The organism is Pontivivens ytuae, assembly GCF_015679265.1.
GTDB lineage: Bacteria > Pseudomonadota > Alphaproteobacteria > Rhodobacterales > Rhodobacteraceae > Pontivivens > Pontivivens ytuae.
Map to the genome: position 1 here is coordinate 1855517 of NZ_CP064942.1, position 25253 is coordinate 1880769.

At 67.2% G+C, this 25253-nt stretch carries 22 protein-coding genes; 7 read left to right on the top strand and 15 right to left on the bottom strand.

All coding sequences use genetic code 11. From position 1 onward, the window contains the following. Window positions 1-22: 22 nt before the first annotated feature. The 9 genes from hpf to uraH form a co-directional block, all read right to left on the bottom strand. A complete protein-coding gene (gene hpf, locus I0K15_RS09080; RefSeq protein ID WP_196105116.1) occupies window positions 23-598 on the bottom strand; it encodes a ribosome hibernation-promoting factor, HPF/YfiA family in 576 nt (191 codons plus the stop codon). 111 nt (window positions 599-709) lie between these two features. Next, entirely contained in the window at window positions 710-2023 is a 1314-nt protein-coding gene (rpoN, locus tag I0K15_RS09085) for an RNA polymerase factor sigma-54 (RefSeq protein ID WP_196105117.1), read from the bottom strand. A 24-nt stretch (window positions 2024-2047) separates the two neighbouring features. Continuing rightward, a complete protein-coding gene (lptB, locus tag I0K15_RS09090) occupies window positions 2048-2797 on the bottom strand; it encodes an LPS export ABC transporter ATP-binding protein (protein WP_196105118.1) in 750 nt (249 codons plus the stop codon). A gap of 9 nt (window positions 2798-2806) precedes the next feature. Then, on the bottom strand, window positions 2807-3295 hold the full coding sequence (gene lptA / locus I0K15_RS09095) for a lipopolysaccharide transport periplasmic protein LptA (RefSeq protein WP_196105119.1): 489 nt from the start codon (window positions 3293-3295) through the stop codon (window positions 2807-2809). Beyond that, the gene (locus I0K15_RS09100; RefSeq protein ID WP_196105120.1) at window positions 3292-3885 is read right to left on the bottom strand and encodes a hypothetical protein; all 594 of its coding nucleotides are present in this window, start codon (window positions 3883-3885) and stop codon (window positions 3292-3294) included. The genes lptA and I0K15_RS09100 overlap by 4 nt, the downstream gene beginning before the upstream one ends. A gap of 5 nt (window positions 3886-3890) precedes the next feature. Continuing rightward, window positions 3891-4850 carry a KpsF/GutQ family sugar-phosphate isomerase gene (locus tag I0K15_RS09105; protein ID WP_196105121.1) on the bottom strand — a complete coding sequence of 320 codons (960 nt, stop codon included), beginning with the start codon at window positions 4848-4850 and terminating at the stop codon, window positions 3891-3893. 85 nt (window positions 4851-4935) lie between these two features. Next, entirely contained in the window at window positions 4936-5547 is a 612-nt protein-coding gene (locus I0K15_RS09110; protein ID WP_196105122.1) for a ribonuclease D, read from the bottom strand. A gap of 113 nt (window positions 5548-5660) precedes the next feature. Further along, complete coding sequence (locus I0K15_RS09115) at window positions 5661-6872, bottom strand: urate hydroxylase PuuD (RefSeq protein WP_196105123.1); 1212 nt, start codon at window positions 6870-6872, stop codon at window positions 5661-5663. Between the two features lies 1 nt (window position 6873). Then, window positions 6874-7227 (bottom strand): hydroxyisourate hydrolase, encoded by a 354-nt coding sequence (uraH, locus tag I0K15_RS09120; protein WP_196105124.1) that lies wholly within the window; start codon window positions 7225-7227, stop codon window positions 6874-6876. Between the two features lie 69 nt (window positions 7228-7296). Between uraH and puuE the strand changes: the two genes are divergently transcribed. Both puuE and I0K15_RS09130 read left to right on the top strand, forming a co-directional pair. Beyond that, window positions 7297-8700, top strand: coding sequence for an allantoinase PuuE (gene puuE, locus I0K15_RS09125; RefSeq protein WP_196105125.1), 1404 nt, complete (start codon window positions 7297-7299; stop codon window positions 8698-8700). Beyond that, window positions 8697-9179 carry an ureidoglycolate lyase gene (locus tag I0K15_RS09130; protein ID WP_196105126.1) on the top strand — a complete coding sequence of 161 codons (483 nt, stop codon included), beginning with the start codon at window positions 8697-8699 and terminating at the stop codon, window positions 9177-9179. The genes puuE and I0K15_RS09130 overlap by 4 nt, the downstream gene beginning before the upstream one ends. A gap of 248 nt (window positions 9180-9427) precedes the next feature. Here the strand turns inward: I0K15_RS09130 and I0K15_RS09135 are convergent, their stop codons facing one another. Together I0K15_RS09135 and I0K15_RS09140 are read right to left on the bottom strand one after the other, a co-directional pair. After that, window positions 9428-10513: a DSD1 family PLP-dependent enzyme gene (locus tag I0K15_RS09135; RefSeq protein ID WP_196105127.1), complete on the bottom strand. Its 1086-nt coding sequence runs from the start codon at window positions 10511-10513 to the stop codon at window positions 9428-9430. Continuing rightward, complete coding sequence (locus tag I0K15_RS09140; protein ID WP_196105128.1) at window positions 10510-11322, bottom strand: bifunctional allantoicase/(S)-ureidoglycine aminohydrolase; 813 nt, start codon at window positions 11320-11322, stop codon at window positions 10510-10512. Before I0K15_RS09140 ends, I0K15_RS09135 begins: the two co-directional genes overlap by 4 nt. A gap of 105 nt (window positions 11323-11427) precedes the next feature. Between I0K15_RS09140 and I0K15_RS09145 the strand changes: the two genes are divergently transcribed. The 4 genes from I0K15_RS09145 to gyrB all read left to right on the top strand — a co-directional run bounded on the left by I0K15_RS09145 (window position 11428) and on the right by gyrB (window position 16595). Beyond that, the gene (locus I0K15_RS09145) at window positions 11428-12036 is read left to right on the top strand and encodes a DUF1684 domain-containing protein (RefSeq protein WP_196105129.1); all 609 of its coding nucleotides are present in this window, start codon (window positions 11428-11430) and stop codon (window positions 12034-12036) included. Next, complete coding sequence (locus I0K15_RS09150; protein WP_196105130.1) at window positions 12033-12530, top strand: peptide deformylase; 498 nt, start codon at window positions 12033-12035, stop codon at window positions 12528-12530. Before I0K15_RS09145 ends, I0K15_RS09150 begins: the two co-directional genes overlap by 4 nt. A 93-nt stretch (window positions 12531-12623) precedes the next feature. Then, window positions 12624-14093: an alkaline phosphatase D family protein gene (locus tag I0K15_RS09155; RefSeq protein ID WP_196105131.1), complete on the top strand. Its 1470-nt coding sequence runs from the start codon at window positions 12624-12626 to the stop codon at window positions 14091-14093. 87 nt (window positions 14094-14180) lie between these two features. After that, on the top strand, window positions 14181-16595 hold the full coding sequence (gene gyrB / locus I0K15_RS09160) for a DNA topoisomerase (ATP-hydrolyzing) subunit B (RefSeq protein WP_196105132.1): 2415 nt from the start codon (window positions 14181-14183) through the stop codon (window positions 16593-16595). Window positions 16596-16622: 27 nt separating this feature from the next. Here gyrB and I0K15_RS09165 read toward each other — a convergent pair whose 3' ends face one another. The 4 genes from I0K15_RS09165 to I0K15_RS09180 all read right to left on the bottom strand — a co-directional run bounded on the left by I0K15_RS09165 (window position 16623) and on the right by I0K15_RS09180 (window position 22471). Next, a complete protein-coding gene (locus tag I0K15_RS09165; RefSeq protein WP_230374364.1) occupies window positions 16623-17858 on the bottom strand; it encodes an MFS transporter in 1236 nt (411 codons plus the stop codon). Window positions 17859-17870: 12 nt separating this feature from the next. Then, window positions 17871-18752 carry a cupin domain-containing protein gene (locus I0K15_RS09170; RefSeq protein WP_196105133.1) on the bottom strand — a complete coding sequence of 294 codons (882 nt, stop codon included), beginning with the start codon at window positions 18750-18752 and terminating at the stop codon, window positions 17871-17873. 30 nt (window positions 18753-18782) lie between these two features. Then, window positions 18783-19874 (bottom strand): patatin-like phospholipase family protein, encoded by a 1092-nt coding sequence (locus tag I0K15_RS09175; RefSeq protein ID WP_196105134.1) that lies wholly within the window; start codon window positions 19872-19874, stop codon window positions 18783-18785. Between the two features lie 338 nt (window positions 19875-20212). Then, window positions 20213-22471: an NADP-dependent malic enzyme gene (locus tag I0K15_RS09180; RefSeq protein WP_196105135.1), complete on the bottom strand. Its 2259-nt coding sequence runs from the start codon at window positions 22469-22471 to the stop codon at window positions 20213-20215. A 128-nt stretch (window positions 22472-22599) separates the two neighbouring features. Between I0K15_RS09180 and mutS the strand changes: the two genes are divergently transcribed. Further along, the gene (mutS, locus tag I0K15_RS09185; RefSeq protein ID WP_196105136.1) at window positions 22600-25242 is read left to right on the top strand and encodes a DNA mismatch repair protein MutS; all 2643 of its coding nucleotides are present in this window, start codon (window positions 22600-22602) and stop codon (window positions 25240-25242) included. Window positions 25243-25253: the final 11 nt, after the last annotated feature.

A 25253-nucleotide genomic window follows, 5' to 3' on the forward strand; every position in this document is an offset into this window, starting at 1 on the left:
TCTCGAAAAAAGGTTTACGTCCTCAGGACATTCTGCGGGGGTCGATCCAACCGACATTCCCGTCGTCGCGGGTGTAAACCACATTCACACCGCCATGTGAAGAGTTGCGGAACACGAGAAACTGCTTCTGTGCCAACTCCATCTGCATGACGGCCTCGCCGACAGAAAGTGTCAGGACCGGCGTTTCCATCTCGGCAATGATGACCGGCTGGAGGCTGTCGGGCTCTTCTTCTTCCGAATGGTCGGGATTCGCGAGCACGTAGGACGGCTCGCCGATGGCCTCGACCGGGTCCTGGCGGTCCTTGTGATGATCCTTCAGCCGGCGCTTGTAGCGGCGGAGCTGCTTGTCCATCTTCTCCGCCGCCGAATCGAATGCGGCATAGATTTCGGTGGAGCGCGCGCTCGCCTGGGTCGTCAGACCGGTCGAGAGATGGACCGAGGCGTCGCATTTGTATTCGTGCGCATCCTTGGAGAACGTGACGACCGCTTCGACCGGACGCCCGGCATATTTGCTGACCACGTCATCGAGCCGATCCGACACATGGGTTCGCATGGCATCGCCCAAATCCATCTGTTTCCCACTGACCTGAAGTCGCATCGGCTCATCCTTCTCTTGAGCGCAGCCGCGGGCGGCGCGCTGTTGGCGGGCATCTGCGTTCGGATGGATTGCGGGCGGGCGGATGGTCCGGCGCCGGCCCGAGACATGCGCTCACGGCCGGAGAGAGGTGGCCTTGAGTCGACGTCGCTGTACCGAAGACGGGATGCCCATGGCCTCACGATATTTGGCAACCGTGCGCCGCGCAATATCGACCCCGTCCTCGCGCAGCTTTCCCACTAGGCGGTCGTCGGACAGGGGCCGGGCCGGATCCTCCCCATCGATCAGCCTGCGCAGGCGGGACTGGACGGCGGCGGGCGCGTGACCGGGGGTGCCGTCGGCACCCGGGACCCCTTGCGAGAAAAATGCGCGCAATTCGCGCAAACCCTGCTCGCTGGCGATGTACTTGTTGGCAGCGATGCGGCTGACGGTGGATTCGTGGACACCGACCTCGGCCGCGATCTCCTTCATCATCAGGGGACGCAGGGCGACGTCGCCCTCCTCGAAAAACGCGGTCTGCCGCTTCACGATGCTCTCGGAGACCTTGAGGAGATTCTGCGCCCGGCTCTCCAGCGCCTTGGTCAGCCATCCGGCGCGGGCGCGGCACTGCATGATAAAGCGTTCGGCCTCGCCGCCTGCCGCCGACATCTCGCTGGCATAGCTGTCGTTGACCAGAACGCGGGGCAGCGCGTCGGAGTTGAGCTCGACCTGCCACGCCTCGCTGCTGCGGCGGACGAAGACGTCGGGGACGACCGGCGTCGCCTCCCGCTCGGCATAGGCGAGACCGGGCCGCGGGTCGAGCGTCCGCAGGAGGGCGAGCCGCGCGTCGAACTCCTCCTCATCGAGGCCGGTCCTGCGCCGCAGATCCGCACGCCGCGGCCCGGCGAGATCGGTCAGATTCTGGCAGATCGCCATCATCGCGGGGTCCAGCAACTCGCGTTCGTGGAGCTGGAGCGCAAAGCACTCGCCGAGATTGCGCGCGCCGATCCCCGGCGGATCGCAGCTTTGCAGCAGGGCGAGGGCACCCTCCACCTCCTCCGTCACGACACCGTAGCGGTCGGCGATCTCGAAGAGCGGCGCATCCAGCCGCCCCTCGTCGGTCAGCTCGTCCACCAGCGCCTCGGCCAGCGCACGGCGGCGCGGCGTGGCCCGCATGCTGGAGATCTGGGAGAGGAGGTGCGCGCGCAGGCTGACCGTGTCGGCCACGCTCGCGGCCTTGTCGAAATCCTCACCGCCGCTGCTCGCGAGACCGGAGGGTACAGAGCGGGGCCGCTCCAACTCGAGGATCGGGTTCTTCTCCACCTCCTCGGCCACGCGTGCGGCAAGCTCCGCATGGGACAGCTGCAGGAGCCCGATCGCCTGCGTGAGCTGCGCGGTCAGGCGGAGGTTCTGGGTCTGGGTAAGGTTGAGCCGGGGTGAAAGCGCCATGGGCGGAACGCTAGCAGGCGCCCCTCAAAGGCGGAAGCTGTCGCCCAGGTAGACCCGGCGCACATTGGCATCGGCCACCACATCCTCGGGGGCGCCGGACATCAGGACGGTGCCGTCGTGCAGGATGTAGGCGCGGTCGATGATCTCCAGCGTCTCGCGCACGTTGTGGTCGGTGATCAGCACGCCGAGGCCGCGATCCTTGAGCTGGTGAACCAGCTCCCGGATCTCACCCACCGCGATGGGATCGACCCCGGCGAAGGGTTCGTCGAGCAGGACGTAGGAGGGTCGCGCCGCAAGGCAGCGCGCGATCTCCACTCGCCGCCGCTCACCGCCGGACAGGGCGATGGCGGGCGTGCGGCGCAGGTGGGTTATGGAGAACTCGGCGAGCAGTTCGTCGAGCTGCTGCTCGCGCCGATCCGGCTTCTTCTCGCTGAGTTCGAGGACGGCGCGGATGTTGTCCTCGACCGACAGCCCTCGGAAGATCGACGCCTCCTGCGGCAGGTAGCCGAGGCCGAGCCGGGCGCGGCGGTACATCGGGAGCGCCGTCACGTCCTCGCCGTCGATTGTGATGGTGCCCGCGTCGGGCGTCACCAGCCCGGTCACCGCGTAGAAGCAGGTCGTCTTGCCCGCACCGTTTGGGCCCAGCAGGCCGATGACCTCCCCACGATGCAGGTCGAGGCTCACGTCGCGCAGCACCGGACGGCGCTTATAGGACTTGCCCACGGAGCGGACGGTCAGGCCCTGACTGCCCTCGGTGACGGAAAGATGAGCCATTCAGAACGCCTATTGCTGCTCCGTCGGGACGAAGACGGTACGAACGCGGCCCGTGAACTCGCCGGTGCCGGTGGACAGGTCGATGCGCATCTCCTCGGAGCTCAGCGCATTCTGGCCCTGGGTGAGCAGCACATCGCCACGCATAGTCAGAAACCCGGTGGAGACGTTGTAGTCGGCCTCGGCCCCCTCGGCTGCCTCAGTCCCGCTGGTCAGGAAGACGTTGCCGGTGGCCTGCACCCGCTCGATCTCCCCGTTGTCTCCGTCATAGGTCACGAGCATCCGATCGGCGCGCAGCGTCAGGCGGCCCTGCTGCGCCTCGACATTGCCGATGAACTCGGCCGTCTGCGCGACCTGGCTGACGCCGAGCCGGTCCGACACGATCTCGAGCGGCTGCTCGGGATTGTGCTGGAAGGTGGAGAAGGGCTGTTCCTGCTGGGCCGCGAGAGGCGTGGCGAGACCAAGGGCCGTGATCGTCAAAATCGCTCTCGTCAGGCTCACGGCTCGCTCTCCTCGCTCTCGGTCGGTGTGAGCTTTAGCCGAACATCGCCCTCGAACCAAATCATATCCGACCCGGGTTCTGTTCTTAGTGCATTTGCATTCAGCTCTATACCGGGTCCCGTAATCTCGACGGGGACTGGTACTTCGACCGTACTTTCAACTAATGCGAGAACGGCAACTTCACTTATCATCCTATAGCCGCTCTCGGTGGCCAGATCGACGCCCTGATCGAGAATCAGGATCTCGCCCTCACTGTCATAAGTACCCCGCGTCGCCGTCAGGTCGAGCGGATCGCCGGGTCGCTCCAGCCGCCCCTCGATATTGCGCAGGCGGTAACCGTCGAGGCCGGGCAGCGCGTAGTCCGCGGCGACCGTGAACGGATCGCCCGCCTCGGTGGTGCCGGAGAAGCGGGGGCTGACCAGCCCCTCCTCCAGATCCAGCCCCTCGGGCAGGTTGTCGAGGATGTCGGGGCGCAGGTCGATCCGGTCCTGGTCGATCAGGAAGATCGAGCTCAGCAGCATGACGGCGATGATCGGCAGCACGATCTTCGCGCGCCGGACGAACCGCGTATATCCCGGTCCGCGCCGCATCCGCCTCAGGCGATCCCGGCGCGCAGCAGGTCGTGCACGTGCACGATCCCCTGCGGCGTGCCGTCCGGGGCCGTGACGAACAGCGTGGTGATGCGGCCCGACATGGTGGACAGCGCGGCCTCGGCCAGCTCGTCGGGGCCGATGGTCTTGGGGTCAGAGGTCATGACGTCACCCGCAGTGCGTGTCAGCAGCCCCTCCATGTTGCGCCGCAGGTCGCCGTCGGTAATGACCCCGATCAAACGGCCGTCGCCATTGGTAACGCCTGCGGTGCCGAAACCCTTCTGCGTCATGACGAGGAGCGCGTCGTCCATGCGGATGTCGCTGGCGACCAGCGGCATCTCCTCCCCGGAATGCATGAGGTCGCCGACCCGGGTCAGGCGCGCGCCGAGCTTGCCACCGGGATGGAACGTGCGGAAGTTTTCCGGGCTGAAGTCCCGCTCCTTCATCAGCGCCACAGCGAGCGCATCCCCCAGCGCGAGGGTCAGCGTCGTGGAGGTGGTGGGCGCGAGGCCGTTCGGGCAGGCCTCCGGCGCTTCGGGCAGCTTCAGCGCAACGTCGGACTGACGCAGCAGGGTAGAGTTCGCCCTGGAGGCGACGCCAATGAGCGGGATCGAGAAGCGTTTCGCGTGTGCGACGATATCGGCAAGCTCAGGCGTCTCACCGGAGTTCGACAGCACGATCAGGCTGTCCTGCGCGGTGACCATGCCGAGATCGCCGTGGCTCGCCTCGCCCGGATGCACGAACTGCGCCGGCGCGCCGGTGGAGGCGAAAGTCGCCGCCATCTTGCGCGCGATGTGGCCGGACTTGCCCATGCCGGAGATTACGATACGCCCCTGGGTGGCGAGGAGCGTGCGGACCGCGGCGGCAAAGCTGGACCCGAGGCTGTCCGCGAAGCCGGTCAGCGCATCGCCCTCGATCCGCAGCACGGTGCGCCCGGCCTCCAGCAGTCTTTCGTCTTCGCTCATGGCGTCCCATCTAGGCAGCGGCGGCATCCAATCAAAGCGGGGCGGCCGTCAGGTTTGAAACGGTCTCGCAGGCGTGATCCGTCGCTCAGTGCGAGAAGATGTCCTCTTCAGGCCACCCGGCGAGGTCGAGCGCCGCGCGCGTCGGCAGGAAGTCGAAGCAGGCCTTCGCCACCTCCATCCGCCCCTCGCGGGCGAGCCGCAGCTCCAGCGCCTCCTTGAGCTGGTGGAGGTAGAGCACGTCGGAGGCGGCATAGGCCATCTGCGCCTCGGTAAGCTCCGCGGCACCCCAATCGCTCGACTGCTGCTGCTTCGAGATGTCGACGGCCAGCAGTTCGGAGAGCAGGTTCTTCAGCCCGTGCCGGTCGGTATAGGTGCGCACCAGCTTCGAGGCGATCTTGGTGCACCAGACCGGAGCGGTGGTTACGCCGAAGCGGTGGAGCAGGACGGCGATGTCGAACCGGCCGTAGTGGAAGAGCTTCAGCACGTTCGGATCGGCGAGCATACGGACGAGGTTCGGCGCCTCGGTCTGGTCCTGCGCGATCTGCACGAGATGCGCGTCGCCGTCGCCGGAGGAAAGCTGCACGACGCAGAGCCGGTCGCGGTGCGGGTTGAGGCCCATCGTCTCGCTGTCGATGGCCACCACCGGGCCGAGGTCGAGCCCGTCGGGCAGGTCGCCCTTGTGCAGATGGTTCGCCATGTCCCCCTCCTTGCCGCGGATTGCGCCCGGATAACGGCTCGCCGCGGCGAACTCAACGCCTCGCGGCAAGGCTGGTTGCCTCCGGCGGGGATATTTCGGGCAAGAAGAAGCGGTCAGCGGGCCTCTTCGAACCAGGCGGCGATCGCATCGCGCTCGGACTGTTCCATCCAGGTGAGGTTCGCGGGCGGCATGGCGTGGGAGACGCCGGATTGCAGGTAGATCTCCCGCGCGTGGCGGGCGATCTGCGCCTCTGTCTCCAGCATCACGCCTTTCGGCGCCCAGCGAATGCCGGGCCAGACGGGCTCCGCGGCGTGGCACATGGAGCAGCGGCCGATGACGCTGTCGGCGACCTGCGGGAAGGCGTCATGCTCCATGAACCGGGTCGCGCCGGCAGGCACCGCAGCCTCGGCCGCCGGGTCGAGATCGGGTTCGGTGGAGAGCCACGCCATGAGCAGAACAAGGATGATTGTCACCGGCCAGGTCCAGTAGGGCGAGCCGCCGCGTGCGTGGCGGGTGTTGAACCAGTGGCGGATGGTGACGCCGGTCAGGAACACAAGCGACGCGATCAGCCAGTTCCACTGCGTCGCGAAGGCGAGCGGGTAGTGGTTGGACAACATCAGGAAGATGACCGGCAGCGTCAGGTAGTTGTTGTGGGTCGAGCGCAGCTTCGCGATCTTGCCGTATTTCGCGTCGGGCTTTCGCCCTGCCTTGAGATCGGCGACCACGATGCGCTGGTTCGGCATGATGATCAGGAAGACGTTCGCCGTCATGATCGTCGCGGTAAACGCGCCCAGGTGCAGCAGCGCCGCCCGGCCCGTGAAGACCTGGTCGTAGCCCCAGGCCATCGCCGTCAGCAGCACGAAGAGAAGCAGCATCAGCACCGTGGGCCGTTCGCCCAGCGGCGACTTGCAGAGCGCATCATAGATCACCCAGCCCAGCGCCAGCGAGCCGGCAGAGATGCCGATCGCCTGCCATAGCGCGAGGTCGGCCTTGTTCGGATCGATCAGATAGAGCTCCGCCCCCGCCCAGTAGACGATGGCGAGCAGGGCAGCCCCCGACAGCCAGGTCGCGTAGCTCTCCCATTTGAACCAGGTCAGGTGTTCCGGCATCCGCTCGGGCGCGACGAGGTATTTCTGGATGTGGTAGAAGCCGCCGCCATGGACCTGCCACTCCTCGCCATCCGCGGGCCCGTCGATGTCGCGGTTCAGCCCGAGGTCGAGCGCGATGAAGTAGAAGGACGAGCCGATCCAGGCGATGGCGGTGATGACGTGGAGCCAGCGCACGGAAAAGGCCAGCCAGTCCCACATGACGGCGAGATCGTACATGTCAGCTTCCGCGATAAGTGGAATAGCCGTAGGGGCTGAGCAGGAGCGGCACGTGGTAATGCGCATCCTCCGCCAGCCCGAAGCGGATGGGGATCTGGTCGAGGAACAGCGTCTCACCCTCCAGCCCCTGCGCGCGCAGGTAGTCGCCCGCGTGGAAGATCAGCTCGTACTGGCCGGGCTTGAACTTCTCGGCGGGCAGGATCGGCGCGTCGGTGCGGCCGTCCGCGTTGGTCACCGTCTCCGCGATCTTGCGGTGGCTGTTGCCGGACACGCGGTAGAGCCAGATGGCCAGCCCCTCCGCCGGGCGGCCCTGCGCGGTGTCGAGAACGTGGGTGGTGAGGTAACCTTCGGCCATGCAGATCTCCTTGACCTTTGACCAACCGGTAAACTCTTCTGCCCCACAGAGCAATCGCAGGAGCCGACCATGACACCGCCCCGCTATCCCCGCGACCTGCACGGCCACGGCGCCGAGCCGCCCGAGGCCGACTGGCCCGACGGTGCGCGGATCGCGGTGCAGATCGTCCTCAACTACGAGGAAGGGGGCGAGAACAACCTCCTGCACGGCGATCCGGCCTCGGAGGCGTTCCTGTCGGAGATCGTGGGCGCCGCGGCCTGGCCCGGTCAGCGGCACTGGAACATGGAGTCGATCTACGAGTACGGCGCACGGGCAGGCTTCTGGCGGCTGCACCGCCTGCTCGGCGACCTGCCGATCACCGTCTACGGGGTCGCAAGCGCGCTGGCCCGATCCCCGGCCCAGGTGCGCGCGATGCAGGACGCGGGGTGGGAGATCGCGTCGCACGGGCTGAAATGGATCGAGCATAAGGACATGGGCGAGGGCGAGGAGGCCGCCCAGATGCGCGAGGCCATCCGCCTGCATGAGGAGGTCACCGGCGAGCGGCCGCTCGGCTGGTACACCGGCCGCTGCTCGATGAACACGGTGCGGCTTGCGGCGGACGAGGGCGGGTTCGCCTACGTGGCCGACAGCTATTCCGACGACCTGCCCTACTGGCAGGAGGCGGGCGATGCGGTGCAGCTCATGGTGCCCTACACGCTCGACGCCAACGACATGCGGTTCGCGACACCGCAGGGCTTCAACTCTGGCGACCAGTTCTACGCCTACTTGAAGGACGGCTTCGACTGCCTCTACCGCGAGGGCGGGCGGATGATGAGCATCGGGCTCCACTGCCGCCTCGCGGGCCGTCCCGGCCGGGCGGAGGCGCTGCGGCGCTTCATCGAGTATGCACAGGGTCACGAGGGTGTCTGGTTCGCCCGTCGCATCGACATCGCCCGGCACTGGGCCGAGCGGCACCCTTACGTGAAGCGGCTGCGGCCAAGCCGGATGGGGCGCGACGCCTTCGTCTCGGCCTTCGGCGGGATCTTCGAGCACTCGGCCTGGATCGCCGAGCGGGCCTACGCGATGGAGCTCGGCCCGGCGCATGACACGGCGGTGGGCCTGCACTCGGTGCTGGCACGGGTATTCCGGTCTTCGGGTCAGAAGCGGCAGCTCGGCGTGCTGAACGCCCACCCGGATCTCGCCGGCAAGCTCGCAGCGGCGGAGCGGCTGACGGTGGAAAGCACGGCGGAGCAGGCGAGCGCCGGTCTCGACGCACTGACAGACGACGAGCGGGAGGAGTTCACTAGGCTCAACATCGCCTATACCGAGAAGCACGGCTTCCCCTTCATCATCGCCGTGCGGGATCATGACAAGGCGGGGATCCTCGAGGCCTTCAACCGCCGGATCGAGCACGATCGAGAGACGGAGTTCGTCGAGGCCTGCCGCCAGGTCGAACGGATCGCGGAGCTGCGCCTGCAGGCCCTGCTGCCATGAGGCGCATCACGGCGGAACCGCTGACGGAGGAGGCCTTCGCGCCCTTCGGCGATGTGCTGGAGGTCGCGGGCGCGCCGGACAAGCTCATCAACCAGGGGCTCTGTGGGCGGCATCACGATCAAGCCCTGGTCGATTTCGGAGACGGGCGGGCGGGGATCAGCCTCTTCGATGCGGAGCCGCGGTCCCTGCCCTATCGGCTGGAGATGGTGGAGCGGCATCCGGAGGGCTCGCAGGCCTTCGTGCCGATGACCGAGCATCCGTTCCTAGTGATCGTGGCGCCGGACGAGGGCGGGAAGCCTGGCGCGCCGCGGGCGTTCCTGACGGCACCGGGACAGGCGGTGAACTACCACCGCGGGACGTGGCACGGCGTGCTGACGCCGCTCCATGCGCCAGGGCTATTCGCGGTGGTGGACCGGATCGGCGAAGGAGCAAACCTGGAGGAGCACTGGTTCGAGGCGTCTTACGAGGTGGTTGCGTGAGGTTGGACGACCCCGGCTCTGGGCCGGGGTGGTGGCAAGGGTCGGTACCGTCCCGGACTTGATCCGGGACCGTTCGCCTCAAAACCGCAGCTTAGCGCACGTACGGTGGACCCTGAGACAGAGTAACACTCGAAATCTGCAAGCTGTAAGCGTTACGTTCGATGTTCACGCTGGCTGCCGAAGGCCCCGGCTCGGGGCCGGGGCGGTGGCCACCCACTACAAACGTCCCGGACTTGATCCGGGACCGCTCACCACACCTTGCCGCGCGCCGACACCGGCCACAGCGTCTCGACCACGCCGCCGCGCACGCCGACATACCAGTCGTGCAGATTGCAGGTCGGGTCGCAGTGACCGGGGATCAGCCGCACGCGGTCGTTGATCGCCAGCCGTCCCACGGGATCGTCGATAGTGCCATGTTCGTCAGACGGCCCAACGTAAGCGACCCCTTCAATACCCGAGACCAGCGGCAGCCCACTCTCCATGCTCATCGCCTTCAGCCCCGCATCGCAGATCGCGCGACCCGGCGCGCGGCTCATGATCCCGGCGAGCACGAAAAGCGCATGGCGAAACGGTGAGACACCGTCACCCCCGCGCGCCCGGTAATCCGCGTCCATGAAGATGTAGGAGCCGCATTGCAGCTCGGTGTAGAGACCCGACGCAATCTCGTGCGCATAGCTGCCGGTGCCTGCGCCCGTGACCTCCGGGCAAGCGATCCCCTCCCCGTCCAATCCGGCGAGCGCGGTTCGGACGCCGTCCATCACCCGCGCCATAGCGGCGTCGCGATCCGGCAGATGCTGGGCAGCACCCTGATAGGCCTGCAGACCGGCGAGGGTGAGGCCCGGTGTCTCCACGATCCGGCGGGCGATATCGGCGGCGTCCTCCGGCGCGCATCCGCAGCGGCCCTGGCCGACGTCGATCTCGACATAGACATGGAGCGGCGCGCCTGCGAGCTCCGCCACCGCCGCCGGGTCATCGACGCACACGCCGATCCGGGCATGCTCTGCGAGCGCCTTCAGCCGGGCGATCTTGGCCGGGTCGCGGACCTCGTTGGTGACGAAGACGTCCGCGATGCCGCCAGCTACGAAGACCTCCGCCTCGCTCACCTTCTGGCAACAGATGCCGCGCGCACCGCCGCGCTCGATCTGGGCCTTCGCGACGTCTACCGACTTGTGGGTCTTGGCGTGGGGGCGCAGGGCGATGCCCGCCTCCTCCGCGATCCGGCGCATGGCGGCGAGGTTCGCATCGAAGGCGTCGAGGTCGATCAGCAGCGCGGGCGTCTGTACCTCCGCCTCCGCCATCCCGATCTCAGCAGGCACATCGAGACCGACGATCATAGCTTCATGTGCCGATTGACGTCCTTGTAGAGCAGGTAGCGAAACGGCCCCGGCCCGCCCGCGTAGCAGGCCTGCGGGCAGAAAGCGCGCAGCCACATGTAGTCCCCGGCCTCGACCTCCACCCAGTCGGTGTTGAGACGGTAGACGGCCTTGCCCTCCAGCACGTAGAGCCCGTGCTCCATCACGTGGGTCTCGGCGAAGGGGATGACAGCGCCCGGCTGGAAGGTGACGATGTTGACGTGCATGTCGTGGCGCAGGTCGGTCGGATCGACAAAGCGGGTGGTCGCCCAGCGCCCCTCGGTGCCAGGCATCGCGATGGGCTCGACCATGGCATCGGAGGTGACGAATGGCGGTGGGGTATCGAGCCCCTCCACCGCCTCATAGGCCTTCCGGATCCAGTGAAACGTGAGTGTTTCGGTAGCACGCAGGCTCCAGTCCGTACCGGGCGGGATATACGCATAGATGCCTGCCGTCAGCGAAAGCTCCTCACCGGCAAGCACCAGCGTCCCCTGCCCGCCGACGACAAACAGCACCGCCTCGGCGCACCCATCGGTCTCGGGCCGGTCGGAACCGCCCCCCGGCGCGACCTCGGCGAGGTAATGCGAGAACGTCTCGGCGAAGCCAGACAGCGGGCGGGCGAGGACCCAGAACCGCGCGTCCTCCCAGAACGGCAGGTAGCTCGTCACGATATCGCGCTGCGTCCCGCGCGGGATGACGGCATAGGCAGTGGTGAAGGCCGCCCGCCCGGTCAGAAGGTCGGTCTGGGGCGGATGCCCGCCGGGGGTGGAGAAATAGGTGCGGTCGCTCATCGGTCCTCCGGTCTCGACGCGATCAGACCGTATCGCGGGGTGAAGCGAAAGGCGAAACTCGGCTTTCGGTTGGCCCGTCGCGGCGAGGCGTCTAGGGTCCGGCCCATGACGATGTCCCCGGATCACCCCTACGCGCTCGCCGACTGGCGGCTGCGGATCTCCACGCTCTATGCCGAGGTGCGCGGGATGGCGCCGGAGGCCGGCTGGCGGCACTGGCACGCGACGCGCTCGGCGCTGTTTCGCGACCACCCGATGTCGCCGCTGCCGGAGGGCGATCGGAAGGGGGAGATTCCGGTTCAAGCCTATGACCCGGACCTGCGGTTCTCTGTCGAACTCCGCCCAGTGGACGGATCGGCCGTGAAAGTCGATCTCGGGACTGACGGCCAACTCGCTTACCGGCCCGTAGCGGAGACGATCGGTCTCGCGCAGCCTCTCGGCCGGGAGCTGACGCTCTTCTGGATCGGGGGGTATGGCGGTGGACTGTTCCTGCCGTTCCGCGATGCGACGAACGGCGACAGCACCTATGGCGGTGGGCGCTACCTGGTGGACGCGATCAAAGGCGCGGATCTGGGGCTCGATCCCGACGGCCGGCTGATCCTCGATTTCAACTTCGCCTATCACCCGTCCTGCGCGCTCAACCCGGCCTATACCTGCCCACTCTCTCCGCCAGAGAACAGCCTGGACGTGCCGATCCCAGCGGGGGAACGCCTGTGAGAACCATTGTCGAGGTGCCTGACCCGATCCTGTCCCGGGTCGCGGCGCCCGTGGTCCGCTTTAACCCTTGGCTCGACGCGCTGATCGCGGACATGGCCCGCATCCGGCGCGAGATGGGCGGCGCCGGGATCGCGGCACCGCAGGTCGGGGAAAGCCTCCGGGTCTTCTTGCTCGACGCCCGCCGGGCCGACGGCACCGTGGCGGAGCATCACGCGGGGATCGAGCCAATGGTCGTCGTGAACCCGCGGATCACCCGCACCGGCGACGATATCGAGCGGGGTGCGGAGGGCTGCCTCTCCATCCCCTCGACCCTGCTACCGGAGGGGCGGATCGAAGTCATGCGCCCCGTCTCGATCACATGGGAGGGCCTGTCGCCCGGCGGCGAGCCGATCGGCGGGGCACTGTCGGGCTTCGCCGCAAGGGCCTTCCAGCACGAGATGGATCATCTGGATGGCATCCTGATCACCGACCCCGCCCGGCGCCTCGACCCCTGACGCCTGCGGCCCGCCGCCGCGTCGCCGACGCCTCCCGCTTGATCCGCACCGCCGCGGCGTTACCTCTCCGCGATGCCGCAACAGGACTGCTGAATGACGAAGACGACCCTCATTGCCGGACCGCTCCTGATCGCACGGGAGGCCACGGACCAAGGGGTGTCCGTCCGGGTCGTCGTGATCGTGGCGGACGATCAACCCTGTCCGCCCATCGCGGTGGACGGCGGCGAGACGGTCGAGCCGCAGGTCCTCTATGAAGGGTTCGGCCGCCGGGCCCATGGCGCCGATCTCGTGCTGCCGCCGCGGGCCGATGCTGCCTACCTGGTGGGCGACGACCGCTACCCGGTCATGGCCGATCTCACTGGCGATCTGCGCCTCGCCTACGTCTCCTGCAATGGGGAGGAGGACGAGAGCACCGACTGGCCTTTGGAGAGCCGCAACGTGATGTGGCAGCGGCTGTGTGAGGATCATGACGCCGCCCCCTTCGCTCTGCTGATGCAGGGCGGCGACCAGATCTACGCGGACGACATCCTCTACTCCCACCCCGAGATCGAGCGCTGGGAGGAGGCGGATCCCGACGACAAGCACAGTTTCGACTGGACGGAGGAGATGCGGCAGGCGGCGGAAGAGCATCTCCTCGACCGTTACATCGACCTCTACAGCCAGCCGACGATCGCCTACATGCTCGCGCGCGTCCCCTCAGTGATGATGTGGGACGACCACGACATCTTCGACGGGTGGGGCAGCCATCCCGCCCCGAAGCAGGAAAGCGCTGTGGGCCAGGGGCTTTTCGCCATCTCCCGCCGGATGTTCGACCTGTTCCAGCAGGGCCGCGGCGAGGCCTTGGAGCCGGAGGGCGCAGGGGTGTGCTTCACCGGTCCCGGCTTCTCCGTCCTCGCGCCGGATCTCAGGAGCCACCGGACACGCGACACTGTCATGCAGGAGGTCGGCTGGTGCTGGTTCGAGGAGCGGCTGGAAGCGAACCGCGACGGCAAGCGCTGCTTCATCATGTCCTCCGTCCCCGCGCTCGGCCCGCGGCTGAGCTGGGTGGAGTTCGTCATCGACACCTTCTGGCCCGGCGTGAACAAGTACGAGGACGACCTGCGCGACCAGTGGCAGAGCCGTGCGCACCGCAAGGAGTGGCAACGCTTCCTACGCACCATCGCGACGGAGATGGAGGAGCACCGCCAACCCTGCACGCTCCTCTCCGGCGAGATCCACGTCGCGACGCGCGCGGAGATGCGGCTGAAGGACGGGCAGCGGCTGCACCAGCTAGTCTCCTCTGGCATCAGCCACAACGCGCCGGGCGGCGGTTACGCTCGGATGCTGGGCACGCTTGCATACTTCGGGGAGGACCCGCTATCGGGCTATCCGATCACGATCCATCCGCCCTCCGGCCAGAAGCACCGCTACGTCTCGCAGCGCAACTACCTGCGGCTGACGCGGTCCGGCCACGCCTGGTCGGCCGACTGGGTGTTCGAGGAGGACGGCGTGTCGCGGACCCTCGATCTGGGCACCGATCCGGAGCCCGCGGGGCGTCCGCTGGCCGAGGCCGCAAGCTCCTGATCACGACAGGCCGAAAACACCCTCCACGACGTGACATCCCCCCGCAGAATGGCTAGAACGGATCCCACAAGATAAGGGAAATCCGACATGGCAGAGACCGACGGGAACCAGCCCGAGTACGGCGCAGATTCGATCAAGGTTCTCAAGGGTTTGGAGGCCGTCCGCAAGCGGCCCGGCATGTATATCGGCGACACGGATGACGGCTCCGGCCTCCACCACATGGTGTATGAGGTCGTGGACAACGGCATCGATGAGGCGCTGGCCGGGCACGCCGACGAGGTGAAGGTCACGCTCCACGACGACGGCTCCGTCTCCGTGAGCGATAACGGCCGCGGGATTCCGGTGGGAATTCATGAGGAAGAGGGCGTGTCGGCGGCCGAGGTCATCATGACCCAGCTCCACGCCGGCGGGAAGTTCGACAGCAACTCCTACAAGGTCTCCGGCGGCCTGCATGGCGTCGGCGTCTCGGTGGTGAACGCACTGTCCGACTGGCTGGAGCTGCGCATCTGGCGCGAGGGCAAGGAGCATGTCGCCCGCTTCGAGCATGGCGACACGGTTAAGCACCTGGAGGTCGTTGGCGATACGGAGCACACGGGCACCGAGGTCCGCTTCCTTGCCTCCACCGACACCTTCTCCGACGTGAACTACAAGTACGCGACGCTGGAGCACCGGCTGCGCGAGCTCGCGTTCCTCAACTCCGGCGTCCGCATCACCCTGCGCGATGAGCGGGAGGCCGAACCGCTTGAAGTCACCATGGAGTACGAGGGCGGCGTGCGCGAGTTCGTCCGCTATCTCGACCGCTCCAAGACGCCGCTCATTCCCGACCCGATCTTCGTGACCGGTGAGCGGGACGAGATCGGCGTCGAGGTCGCGATGTGGTGGAACGACAGCTACCACGAGAACGTGCTGGCCTTCACCAACAACATCCCGCAGCGCGACGGCGGCACGCATATGGCGGGCTTCCGCGGAGCACTGACGCGGACGATCAACAACTATGTCGCCTCCTCCGGCATCGCGAAGAAAGAGAAGGTGACGCTGACCGGCGACGACGCGCGCGAGGGGCTGACCTGCGTGCTCTCCGTCAAGGTGCCGGACCCGAAATTCAGTTCCCAGACCAAGGACAAGCTGGTCTCATCGGAGGTCCGCCCGGCGGTGGAAAGCTTGATGAACGAAAAGCTCGCCGAGTGGTTCGAGGAGAACCCGAACGAGGCGCGGCAGGTGGTTTCCAAGATCGTCGAGGCGGCGCAGGCCCGCGAGGCGGCGCGCAAGGCCCGAGAGCTCACCCGCCGCAAGAACCCGATGGACGTGACCTATCTGGCGGGCAAGCTGAAGGACTGCTCGGAGAAGGACCCGTCCAAGACCGAACTGCTGCTGGTCGAGGGTGACAGCGCGGGCGGCTCCGCCACGCAGGGCCGCGACCGGGGCACGCAGGCCGTCCTGCCGCTCCGGGGCAAGATCCTGAACGTGGAGCGGGCGCGCTTCGACCGGATGCTCGGTTCGCAGGAAATCGGCAACCTCGTCATGGCGCTCGGCACCGGGATCGGGCGCGACGAGTTCAACATCGACAAGCTGCGCTACCACAAGATCATCATCATGACCGATGCGGATGTGGACGGCGCGCATATCCGGACGCTGCTGCTCACCTTCTTCTACCGGCAGATGCCGGAGCTGATCGAGAACGGGCACCTCTACATCGCGCAGCCGCCGCTCTACAAGGTCGCGCGCGGCAAGTCGGAAGTCTACCTGAAGGATCAGGCCGCCCTCGACGACTACCTGATCGACCAGGGCCTGAACGACGCGGTGCTGGAGCTCGGCTCCGGCGAGCAGCGGACCGGGGCGGATCTGGCCGAGGTCGTGCGGCAGGCGCGCTCCCTGCGCGGCATCCTTGGCGCGTTCCCGACCCACGTGCCGCGCGTGGTGCTGGAGCAGGCGGCCATCGCCGGCGCCTTGCTGCCCGAAAGCATCCAGGGCGCCCCGCAGGAGGCTGCGGACCGTGTCGCTGCGCGCCTCAACCTGATCGCGCCGGAGACGGAGAAGGGCTGGCAGGGTCGGCCTACTCAGGATGGCGGCCTCCGCTTCTTCCGCACCGTGCGGGGGGTGGAGGAGGTCCGAACCCTCGACGGCGGCGTCTTCCGCTCGGGCGAGGGGCGGCGGCTCGCGCAGATGACCGAGCACCTGCAGGAGGTCTACGGTGCACCTGCGAGGCTGCATCGCAAGGACAAGCATGTCGCGATCTTCGCCCCGACCGAACTGCTCGACCTCATCATAGCCGAGGGCGAGCGGGGCCTCAGCCTGCAGCGCTACAAGGGTCTGGGCGAGATGAACCCCGATCAGCTGTGGGAGACGACGCTGGATCCGGAGGCGCGAACGCTGCTTCAAGTCAAGATCGATCAGATCGACGAGGCGGATGAAATCTTCACCAAGCTGATGGGCGACGTGGTCGAGCCGCGGCGCCAGTTCATCCAGGACAACGCCCTGAGCGTGGAGAACCTCGACTTCTGAGGCCGGGCCGGGGATCGCGCTCCGGCCTCACCGCTCCATCGCGCGTCCGAGCCAGGCCGCGATCAGGATGAGCACGGCGAGCAGGGCAATCGCCGCCGTCCAACCCACCGCCTCGAAGATCTGGCCCACGACAAAGGCCCCTACGATCCCGCCGACATAGTAGAAGGCGAGGTAGACCCCGTTGGTCACCGCGTGGTCATGCCCGGGCATCCGCCCGATGTAAGCCGTTGCAATCGACTGGCCGAAGAACAGCCCCGCCCCGATCAGCGTCAGTCCCGCGAGCACGGTGATCAGCATCGGCGTGGCCACGAGCCCCAGCCCCACCAGCGTGACGGCCATGGAAGCAAGGAAGCTCCGCCGCGCGCCATAGCGGCGGAAGGCGACGGCCGCCAGCGGCGTGGTCAGGATCGACGGCGCGAAGACAAGGTAAACGAACCCGATGGCGATCTGCGGCAGCTCGAAGGGCGGCGCCGAGATCACGAAGTTCACATAGGTGAACACCGCCACGAAAACGAAGAGCACGATGAACCCGATCGCGAAGATGCCCCGCAAGGCACGGTCGCGAGCGAGCGCCAGCATGGTCCCGATACCGGCGCCACCGCCCTGATCCTCCCGCGGCGGCGACGCCGCGCCGATGAAGCGGTAGGCGATGATGGCACCGGCGAGATTCAGCGCGGAGAAGGTGAAGAAGCTCTCCGACAGCCCGATATTGTCCGCAACGCCCGAGGCGAGCATCCGCCCCAGCAGGTTCGAGGCGACGTTGCCCGTGATGTAGGCCGCCATCGCCCCGCCGATGGCGCTGATATGACACTCCTCCGACAGGTAGGTGAGCGTCAGCGCGAAGGCCGTCGACATGAAGACGCCCTGCGCGATCCGCAGCAGCGTAAAGGTCGTCAGATCCTCGGTAACTCCCAAGAGCGCCGTCGGCACCGACAGGCAGGCGAGGCAGATCCAGATCCCGCGCTTCCGGTTGATCCGGCGGGAGAAGAGCGCGACCAGCAGGCTCGCCGCCGCCATCCCGATGGTGCTGGCGTTCACGGCGACACCCATGGCGGCGGAGCTGACGCCATAGGCCTCGGTCAGGGTCGGCAGAAGCGCCTGTGAGCCGAAAAGGTCGATCAACGTGAGGAACGCGACCGTGGCGATGATAGCGCTACGGCGCAGCACCGTCATCCGGGTCTCAGGCGGCGCATCCTCGAGCTCCGCGGCCATGCCCGTCATCGCAATGCGCAGATCGTCGGCTTCGGGTGAGGTCATGGCCATCGGAGCGTCCCCCTAGCTGCGGTGTTCGCCGTGGGCGAGGGTGCCGGTGCGCGCCAGACCCTCGGTTTCGGAGAGCGGCTCGACGGCGCCGAAATAGAGCACGGCGGGCGCGTCACTCGTATTCTGCCACCACGCGGTCGCGCCGCCGGAGAGGCTGGAGCCCTCGTGCTCTCCCAGAACCGAGGGATCGACGCCGGCCCGATGCTCCGTCACCTCGCCCTCCCAGACGAAGCTCTGCAGCGGCTCACCCGCGGCGGTGAAGGCGGAGAACGTACCGCCGGGGGCAATCGTGGTGCGGTAGGTGGTGAGGCCATAGCCTTCCCCGAACGCACCGTCGAAATGCGCGCCGATGTTCACGACGCCGAGCAGTTCGTGCTCCACGCCCACGGCCTGAGGCAGATCGAAGGCGACCGGGTCGGGCGTCGGCGCGACGTCGACAGCCTCCAGCTCGCGCACCTGCTGGTAGACGTCGAAGGCGATCAGGTGGACGGTCTCGTCGCCCTCGGTCAGCCACCAGTGGGCAAGCTCGCCTTCCTCCAGCGCGAGACCGCCCGCCTCGTGCTGCACGCGTTCCTCCTCACCGGACACGTACTCATAGATCTCGCCGCTCAGGACGGTGAAGACGGCGGGGCGGTTGGCATGGTCGTGGATCGGCACCACGCCGCCACCGCCCTCGATAGTCCAGAAGCGGGTGCGGAGCGTCCGGCCCTTCAGGCTCTCGATTCCCTCGGCGGCGAGCGGCGTCCGGGCGAGCACCTCGTTGGAGATCCGGTTTCCGGCCACGGGCCCTTCGAGGTCGTAGAGGGTCCGCGTCTCGACCTCAGTGAGGTCGAAGGCCGCAAGAGGCAGGGCGGTGGCAGCGAGTGCCGCCGCAAGGGGCAACGTCTTCAGCATCGTCTTGATCCTTCTGATCGGAATGTGGGGTCAGGTCTGGGTCTTTGGTGCCTCCGGCACGCGGTTCCGCGGGCTGCCCATCACGGGCAGCACGCTTCTCAGGTCGAGGGTCGAACGGTTGTCGATGTCGTCGAAATGCGTCTTCAGCCATCGGTCGGCGGCGCCGCGCCCGATGTCGCGCAGATGGGTCAAGAAGGCCCACTCCGCATTGAGCTTCGAGGAGGCGGTGAGGTTCAGCATCTCCACCGCGCCATCGATCATGTGCACCCGCATCTGGCGGTAGTCATCGGTCGACAGGTGCCCCTGCTCGATCATCTGGTCGACGAAATCGATGGTCCTGAGGTCGCTCAGCAGCGAGGCGTTGAACGTGATCTCGTTCACACGGTTCAGGATGTCGCGCGCAGCGCGCGGCGTGCCCTTCCGCTCCATCGGGTTGATCTGCACGATCAGGATGTCAGCGCAGGGCGAGTGGTCGATGAAGGGGAAGAGCACCGGGTTGCCGACGTAGCCGCCGTCCCAGTAGGGCACGCCGTCGATCTCCACCGCCTGGAACATGAAGGGCAGGCAGGCCGAGGCCATCACGACATCGAGCGTGATCTCATGCCGGTGAAAGACGCGGGGCTGCCCGGTCTCCACGTTGGTGGCCGAGAGAAAGACGCCCATATCGTCTTCCCCCGAAACCTTCTCGAAATCGACGAAGTTCTTCACCACATCGCGCAGCGGGTTCAGCCCGAACGGGTTCATGTCGTAGGGCGAGGCCAGCCGGCTCATCATGTCGAGCATCAGGTAGCCCGGCGCATTGTCGAGCGACCAGTTCCCCCAGGCGACATCGAAGGGCGTGCGCTGGATCGGGCTGCCACGCCCGGCGCGGGAGACCTCGGACCAGAAGTCATGCAGCGCCTCACGCGCGCCCGCCGCCCCGTTGTCGTACATGCCTTGGGCTGCGACGACCGCGTTCATCGCACCGGCGCTGGTGCCCGAGATCGCCTCGATCCACAGCGGGTCCTCCTCGAACATCCGGTCGAGCACGCCCCAGGTGAAGGCCCCGTGTGCGCCGCCGCCCTGCAATGCGAGGTTGATGGACTTGGTGTGCTGGGGCCCGCGGCCCTGTCCCTTTGCCATGATGTGTCCTCCATTCGCAGTCCGGTGACCGTGGTGCAGCAGCGCCCTTGGCTACAGTCGAGGTGGGGCCGCGGGCCGGCTTCGGCTCTCCGGTTTCGGTTTTGGTGAACCGGCGTGAGCGGATCCGTGAGGATCGGGCCGGCTATGTTTCAATGACCCCCGGGATGTGCACAGCCCTTGGGCAGATGCGGTCGTGACCCGTCCGAAATGTTTCAGGCGGCGGGCCGCACCGAAGTGGAGTGTGCCAGATTCGGGCCGCAGAGGGTTGAGGAACGACAAGAGCCCGCGCCGGAGGACCGGGCGCGGGCTGCACTGTCGTCAGGGATGGAGGGGTCCGGTCAGCCGACCCGGCAGGCCGCCATCACAGCCATATGGAGGATGTCATTCACCGTCGCCGTCGTCGTCGTGAGCTTCACCTGCCGGTCGATGCCGGTCAGGATCGGGCCGATCACGGTCGCACCCGCAAGCTCCTGCATCATCTTGACCGAGATCGACGCCGAGTGCCGCGCCGGGACCACCAGGATGTTGGCGGGGCCGGAGAGGCGGCAGAACGGGTACTGGTTCATCACGTCGGCGTTCAGCGCCACGTCCACCGTCATCTCGCCATCGTATTCGAAGTCCACATGGCGCGCGTCGAGCGCCTCGACCGCGTGGTGCATCTTCTCGGCGCGTTCGGACACGGGGTAGCCGAAGTTGGAGAAGGAGCAGAACGCCACTCGCGGCTCCAGCCCCAGAGAGCGGGCGACCTCCGCCGCACGCTCCGCGATGTTGGCGAGATCCTCGCGGTCCGGCCATTCGTGGACAAGCGTATCGGCGATCAGCACCAGCCGCCCCTCGTGCAGGATGGCGGAGATGCCGACAGCCCCATCCGCCGCTGTCGCATCGAAGACGAGCCCGATCTGCGCGAGCACCTGCGCCCCTTTCCGCGTCGCGCCTGTCACCATCCCGTCGGCATAGTCATGGGCGAGCAGCAGGGCCGAAAACACATGCCGATCGCGGCTCGCGAGGCGATAGCAATCCCGCTGGTCATATCCCCGGCGCTGGAGGCGGCGGTAGAGGAACTCCGTCATCTCCTGCAGGTTGTCGACGGTGCCCGCGTTCACGATCCGCAGCTCGCTGATCGCGTCGCCCTGCCCCGCCTGGTCGAGGATCTGCTGCACCTCATCCGGCCGCCCGATGACGATGGGCTCGCCCAGGCCGGAGCGGGCATAGGCCAGCGCCGCACGCACCACCCGTTCGTCATCGCCCTCGGCAAAGATCATCCGCGCCTGGCTCTCTTTCGCGCGGTTGAACAGCCCTTCGAGGATGGAGGCCGTGGGATCGAGCCGCGATTTCAGCGTCAGCTCGTAGGCCTCCATGTCGATGATCGGACGGCGGGCGACGCCGGTATCCATCCCGGCCTTCGCCACCGCGGGCGGGATCGTGTGGATCAGCCGCGGGTCGAAGGGGGTCGGGATGATGTAGTCCGGCCCGAACTGCAGCTTGCGCCCATAGGCCATGCCGACCTCGTCGGGCACATCCTCCCGTGCCAGCTCGGCCAGCGCGCGGGCACAAGCAATCTTCATCTCGTCGTTGATCTTGCGCGCCTGGATGTCGAGCGCCCCGCGGAAGAGATAGGGGAAGCCGAGCACGTTGTTGACCTGGTTGGGATAGTCCGACCGGCCCGTCGCGACGATTGCGTCCTTGCGCACGGCGTGGGCATCCTCCGGCGTGATTTCCGGATCCGGGTTGGCCATGGCGAAGATGACGGGGTTGTCCGCCATGCTCGCCACCATCTCCGCCGTCACCGCGCCCTTGACCGAGACGCCGAGGAAGACGTCGGCGCCCTTCATCGCCTCCTCTAGCGTCCGGTCCTCGGTGTCGGCGGCATGGGCTGACTTCCACTGGTTCATGCCCTCCTGCCGGCCCTTGTAGATCACGCCCTTCGTGTCGCAGGCGATGCAGTTGTCGTGCCGCGCGCCCATCGCCTTGATCAACTCGATACAGGCGATCCCGGCGGCCCCGGCGCCGTTCAGCACGATCTTGCAATCGGCGAGCTTCTTGCCGGAGAGGTGCAGCGCGTTGATGAGCCCCGCCGCACAGATCACCGCCGTCCCGTGCTGATCGTCGTGGAAGACGGGGATGTCCATCTCCTCCTTCAACCGATCCTCGATGATGAAGCACTCGGGCGCCTTGATATCTTCGAGGTTGATCCCGCCGAAGGATGGACCCATCAGCTTGACCGCGTTGATGAACGCCTCCGGATCCTCCGTATCGAGTTCGAGGTCGATGGAGTTCACGTCGGCGAAGCGTTTGAAGAGCACCGCCTTGCCCTCCATCACCGGCTTGGAGGCCAGCGCACCGAGATTGCCGAGACCCAGGATCGCGGAGCCGTTGGAGATCACGGCGACCATGTTCCCCTTGGTCGTGTAGTCGTAGGCAAGTGACGGATCCTCCGCGATCGCCTTCACCGGCACGGCAACCCCGGGGGAGTAGGCAAGGCTCAGATCCCGCTGCGTGGTCATGACGGTGGAGGCCCGCACCTCCAGCTTTCCGGGCACCGGGTTCAGGTGGTAGGCCAGCGCCTCTTCATCGGTCGTGCGGGTCTTCTGCGACATGGCCCATCTCCTCCCTCGTGTTTTGTCCCTGTTACGGGGCCGCGGCGCGCGGCACAACGCAGGCGTGCCCTTTTCCCCGCGATGGCGGGGCGGTAGACAGGGCTCCGGGTTCGGGACGAGGGGCAGACATGGCCGACGGCGCGACGCCGATGATGGCGCAGTATCTGGAGATCAAGACGCAGTATCCCGACGCGCTCCTGTTCTACCGGATGGGCGATTTCTACGAGCTGTTCTTCGACGATGCGAAGGCGGCGAGTGCGGCACTCGACATCGCGCTGACCAAGCGCGGAAAGCATGCGGGCGAGGACATCGCCATGTGCGGCGTGCCGCATCATGCGGCCGAGGGCTATCTGCTGACGCTGATCCGCAAGGGCTTCCGCGTCGCGGTGTGCGAGCAGATGGAAAGCCCCGCGGAGGCGAAGAAGCGCGGCTACAAGGCCGTGGTGAGGCGCGAGGTCGTCCGCCTCGTCACGCCCGGCACGCTGACCGAGGACACGCTGCTCGACGCGCGGCGCAACAACTTCCTCGCCGCCTTTGCCGAGGTGCGGGGCGCGGGCGGTTATGCCTGGCTCGACATGTCCACCGGGGAGTTCCATGTGGCCCTCTGCCCGCGTGTCATGCTCGGGCCGATGCTGGCGCGGACGGCGCCCCGCGAGGTCCTGCTCGCCGATGAGGATGCGCGGGAGGCGGTGGAGGAAAGTGGGGCCACCGTCACCCCACTCGCCCCCGCGAGCTTCGACAGTCAGGCGGCGGAGGGGCGGCTCGCGGAGCTCTATGGGGTGAAGTCGCTGGAGGGCTTCGGCACCTTCACCCGCGCCGAGCTGTCGGCAATGGGCGCGCTGATCGACTACGTGGAGATCACGCAGAAGGGCCAAATGCCGCTGGTGCGCCGCCCAATGCAGGAGGTGCAGGGCGCCGCGATGCAAATCGACGCGGCGACCCGGCGGAACCTGGAGCTGACCCATGCGCTTTCGGGCGGGCGGGACGGTGGTCTGCTTGCGGCGATCGACCGGACGGTGACGGGGCCGGGCGCGCGGCTCCTCGAAACGCGGCTCTGCGCGCCCTCAACCGATCTCGGCACGATCACAGCGAGGCTCGATGCGGTGTCGCTCTTCGTCGAGGATCGGCGACTGGCCTGCGACCTGCGGGAGGCATTACGCCGTGCTCCAGACATGGATCGCGCGCTGAACCGGCTCGCGCTCGACCGCGGCGGTCCGCGCGACCTCGCCGCTCTGCGCGACGGTCTCACGCAAGCCGAGGGAAGTGCGACGCTGCTGGACCGCGCGGCCGAAACGCCGGAACTGGTTGAAACGGCGGCCGCGCGGCTTCGGGGGCATGACGAAGTGTTGGGGCTGCTCGACAGCTCGCTGGTCGCGGAACCGCCCCTGCTCGCCCGTGACGGTGGCTTTGTCGCCGAAGGCATCGACGTCGATCTCGACGAGGCGCGGACCCTGCGCGACGAGGGCCGCTCGGTCATCGCCGCGATGCAGGCGCGCTATGCGGAGCTCTCCGGCATCTCGGCGCTCAAGGTGAAGCACAACAACGTGCTCGGCTACTTCATCGAAACGACGGCGACCCATGCCGACAAGATGATGTCCGAGCCGCTGTCGGAGACCTTCATCCATCGCCAGACGACGGCGAACGCCGTGCGTTTCACCACGGTCGAGCTGTCGGAGATAGAGACGAAGATCCTCAACGCCGGGGCGCGGGCGGTGGAGCTGGAACTCGCGATCTTCGCCCGACTGCGCGACGCGGTGCTGGAGGCCGCGACGTCGATCAATGACGCGGCCCGCGCGCTGGCGGAGCTCGACGTCGGAGCGGGTCTCGCCGAGATCGCGGTGGAGGGGGATTGGACCCGGCCCAAGCTGGACGCCTCCCGCGCCTTCGCAATTACCGCTGGCAGGCACCCGGTGGTGGAGCAGGCGTTGCGGCGGCAGGGCGCCGAGACCTTCATCCCCAATGACTGCGAGCTGTCGGCCGAGGGTGATGCCGCGCGGATCGTGCTGCTGACCGGCCCCAACATGGCCGGTAAATCGACCTGGCTGCGGCAGAACGCGATCATCGCCCTGCTCGCCCAGATCGGCGCCTATGTCCCGGCAGAAGCCGCGCATGTCGGCGTGGTCGATCAGCTATTCTCCCGCGTGGGCGCGGCGGACGATCTGGCGCGCGGTCGCTCGACCTTCATGGTCGAGATGGTCGAGACGGCCGCAATCCTGAACCAAGCGGGGGAGCGGGCGCTCGTTATCCTTGATGAGATCGGACGGGGCACAGCGACCTATGACGGTCTCTCGATCGCCTGGGCAACGCTGGAGCATCTGCATGACGGCAACCGCTGCCGCGCGCTCTTCGCCACGCATTACCACGAGATGACGGCCCTTGCAGGCAAGCTCGACGGCGTATCGAACGCAACCGTGGCCGTGCGGGAATGGGAGGGCGATGTGATCTTCCTGCACGAGGTCCGAGCCGGGGCAGCCGACCGATCCTACGGGGTGCAGGTGGCGAAGCTCGCCGGGCTGCCGGCGGCCGTGGTGGAGCGCGCCCGCGTGGTGCTCGACGCTCTAGAGGAAGGCGAGCGGGATCGCGGGGGCAAGGCACAGACGCTGATCGACGATCTGCCGCTCTTCTCGGTCCCGGCGACCCCTGCCCCGGCGGCGCGGGCGGAAGCGTCCGAGCTCGAGAAGAAACTGCGCGATGTCCTGCCGGATACGCTTACGCCGCGAGCAGCGCTTGATCTTATATATGAGTTGAAGGACCTCGTCCGCGGCGATTGATGAGTCTTTTA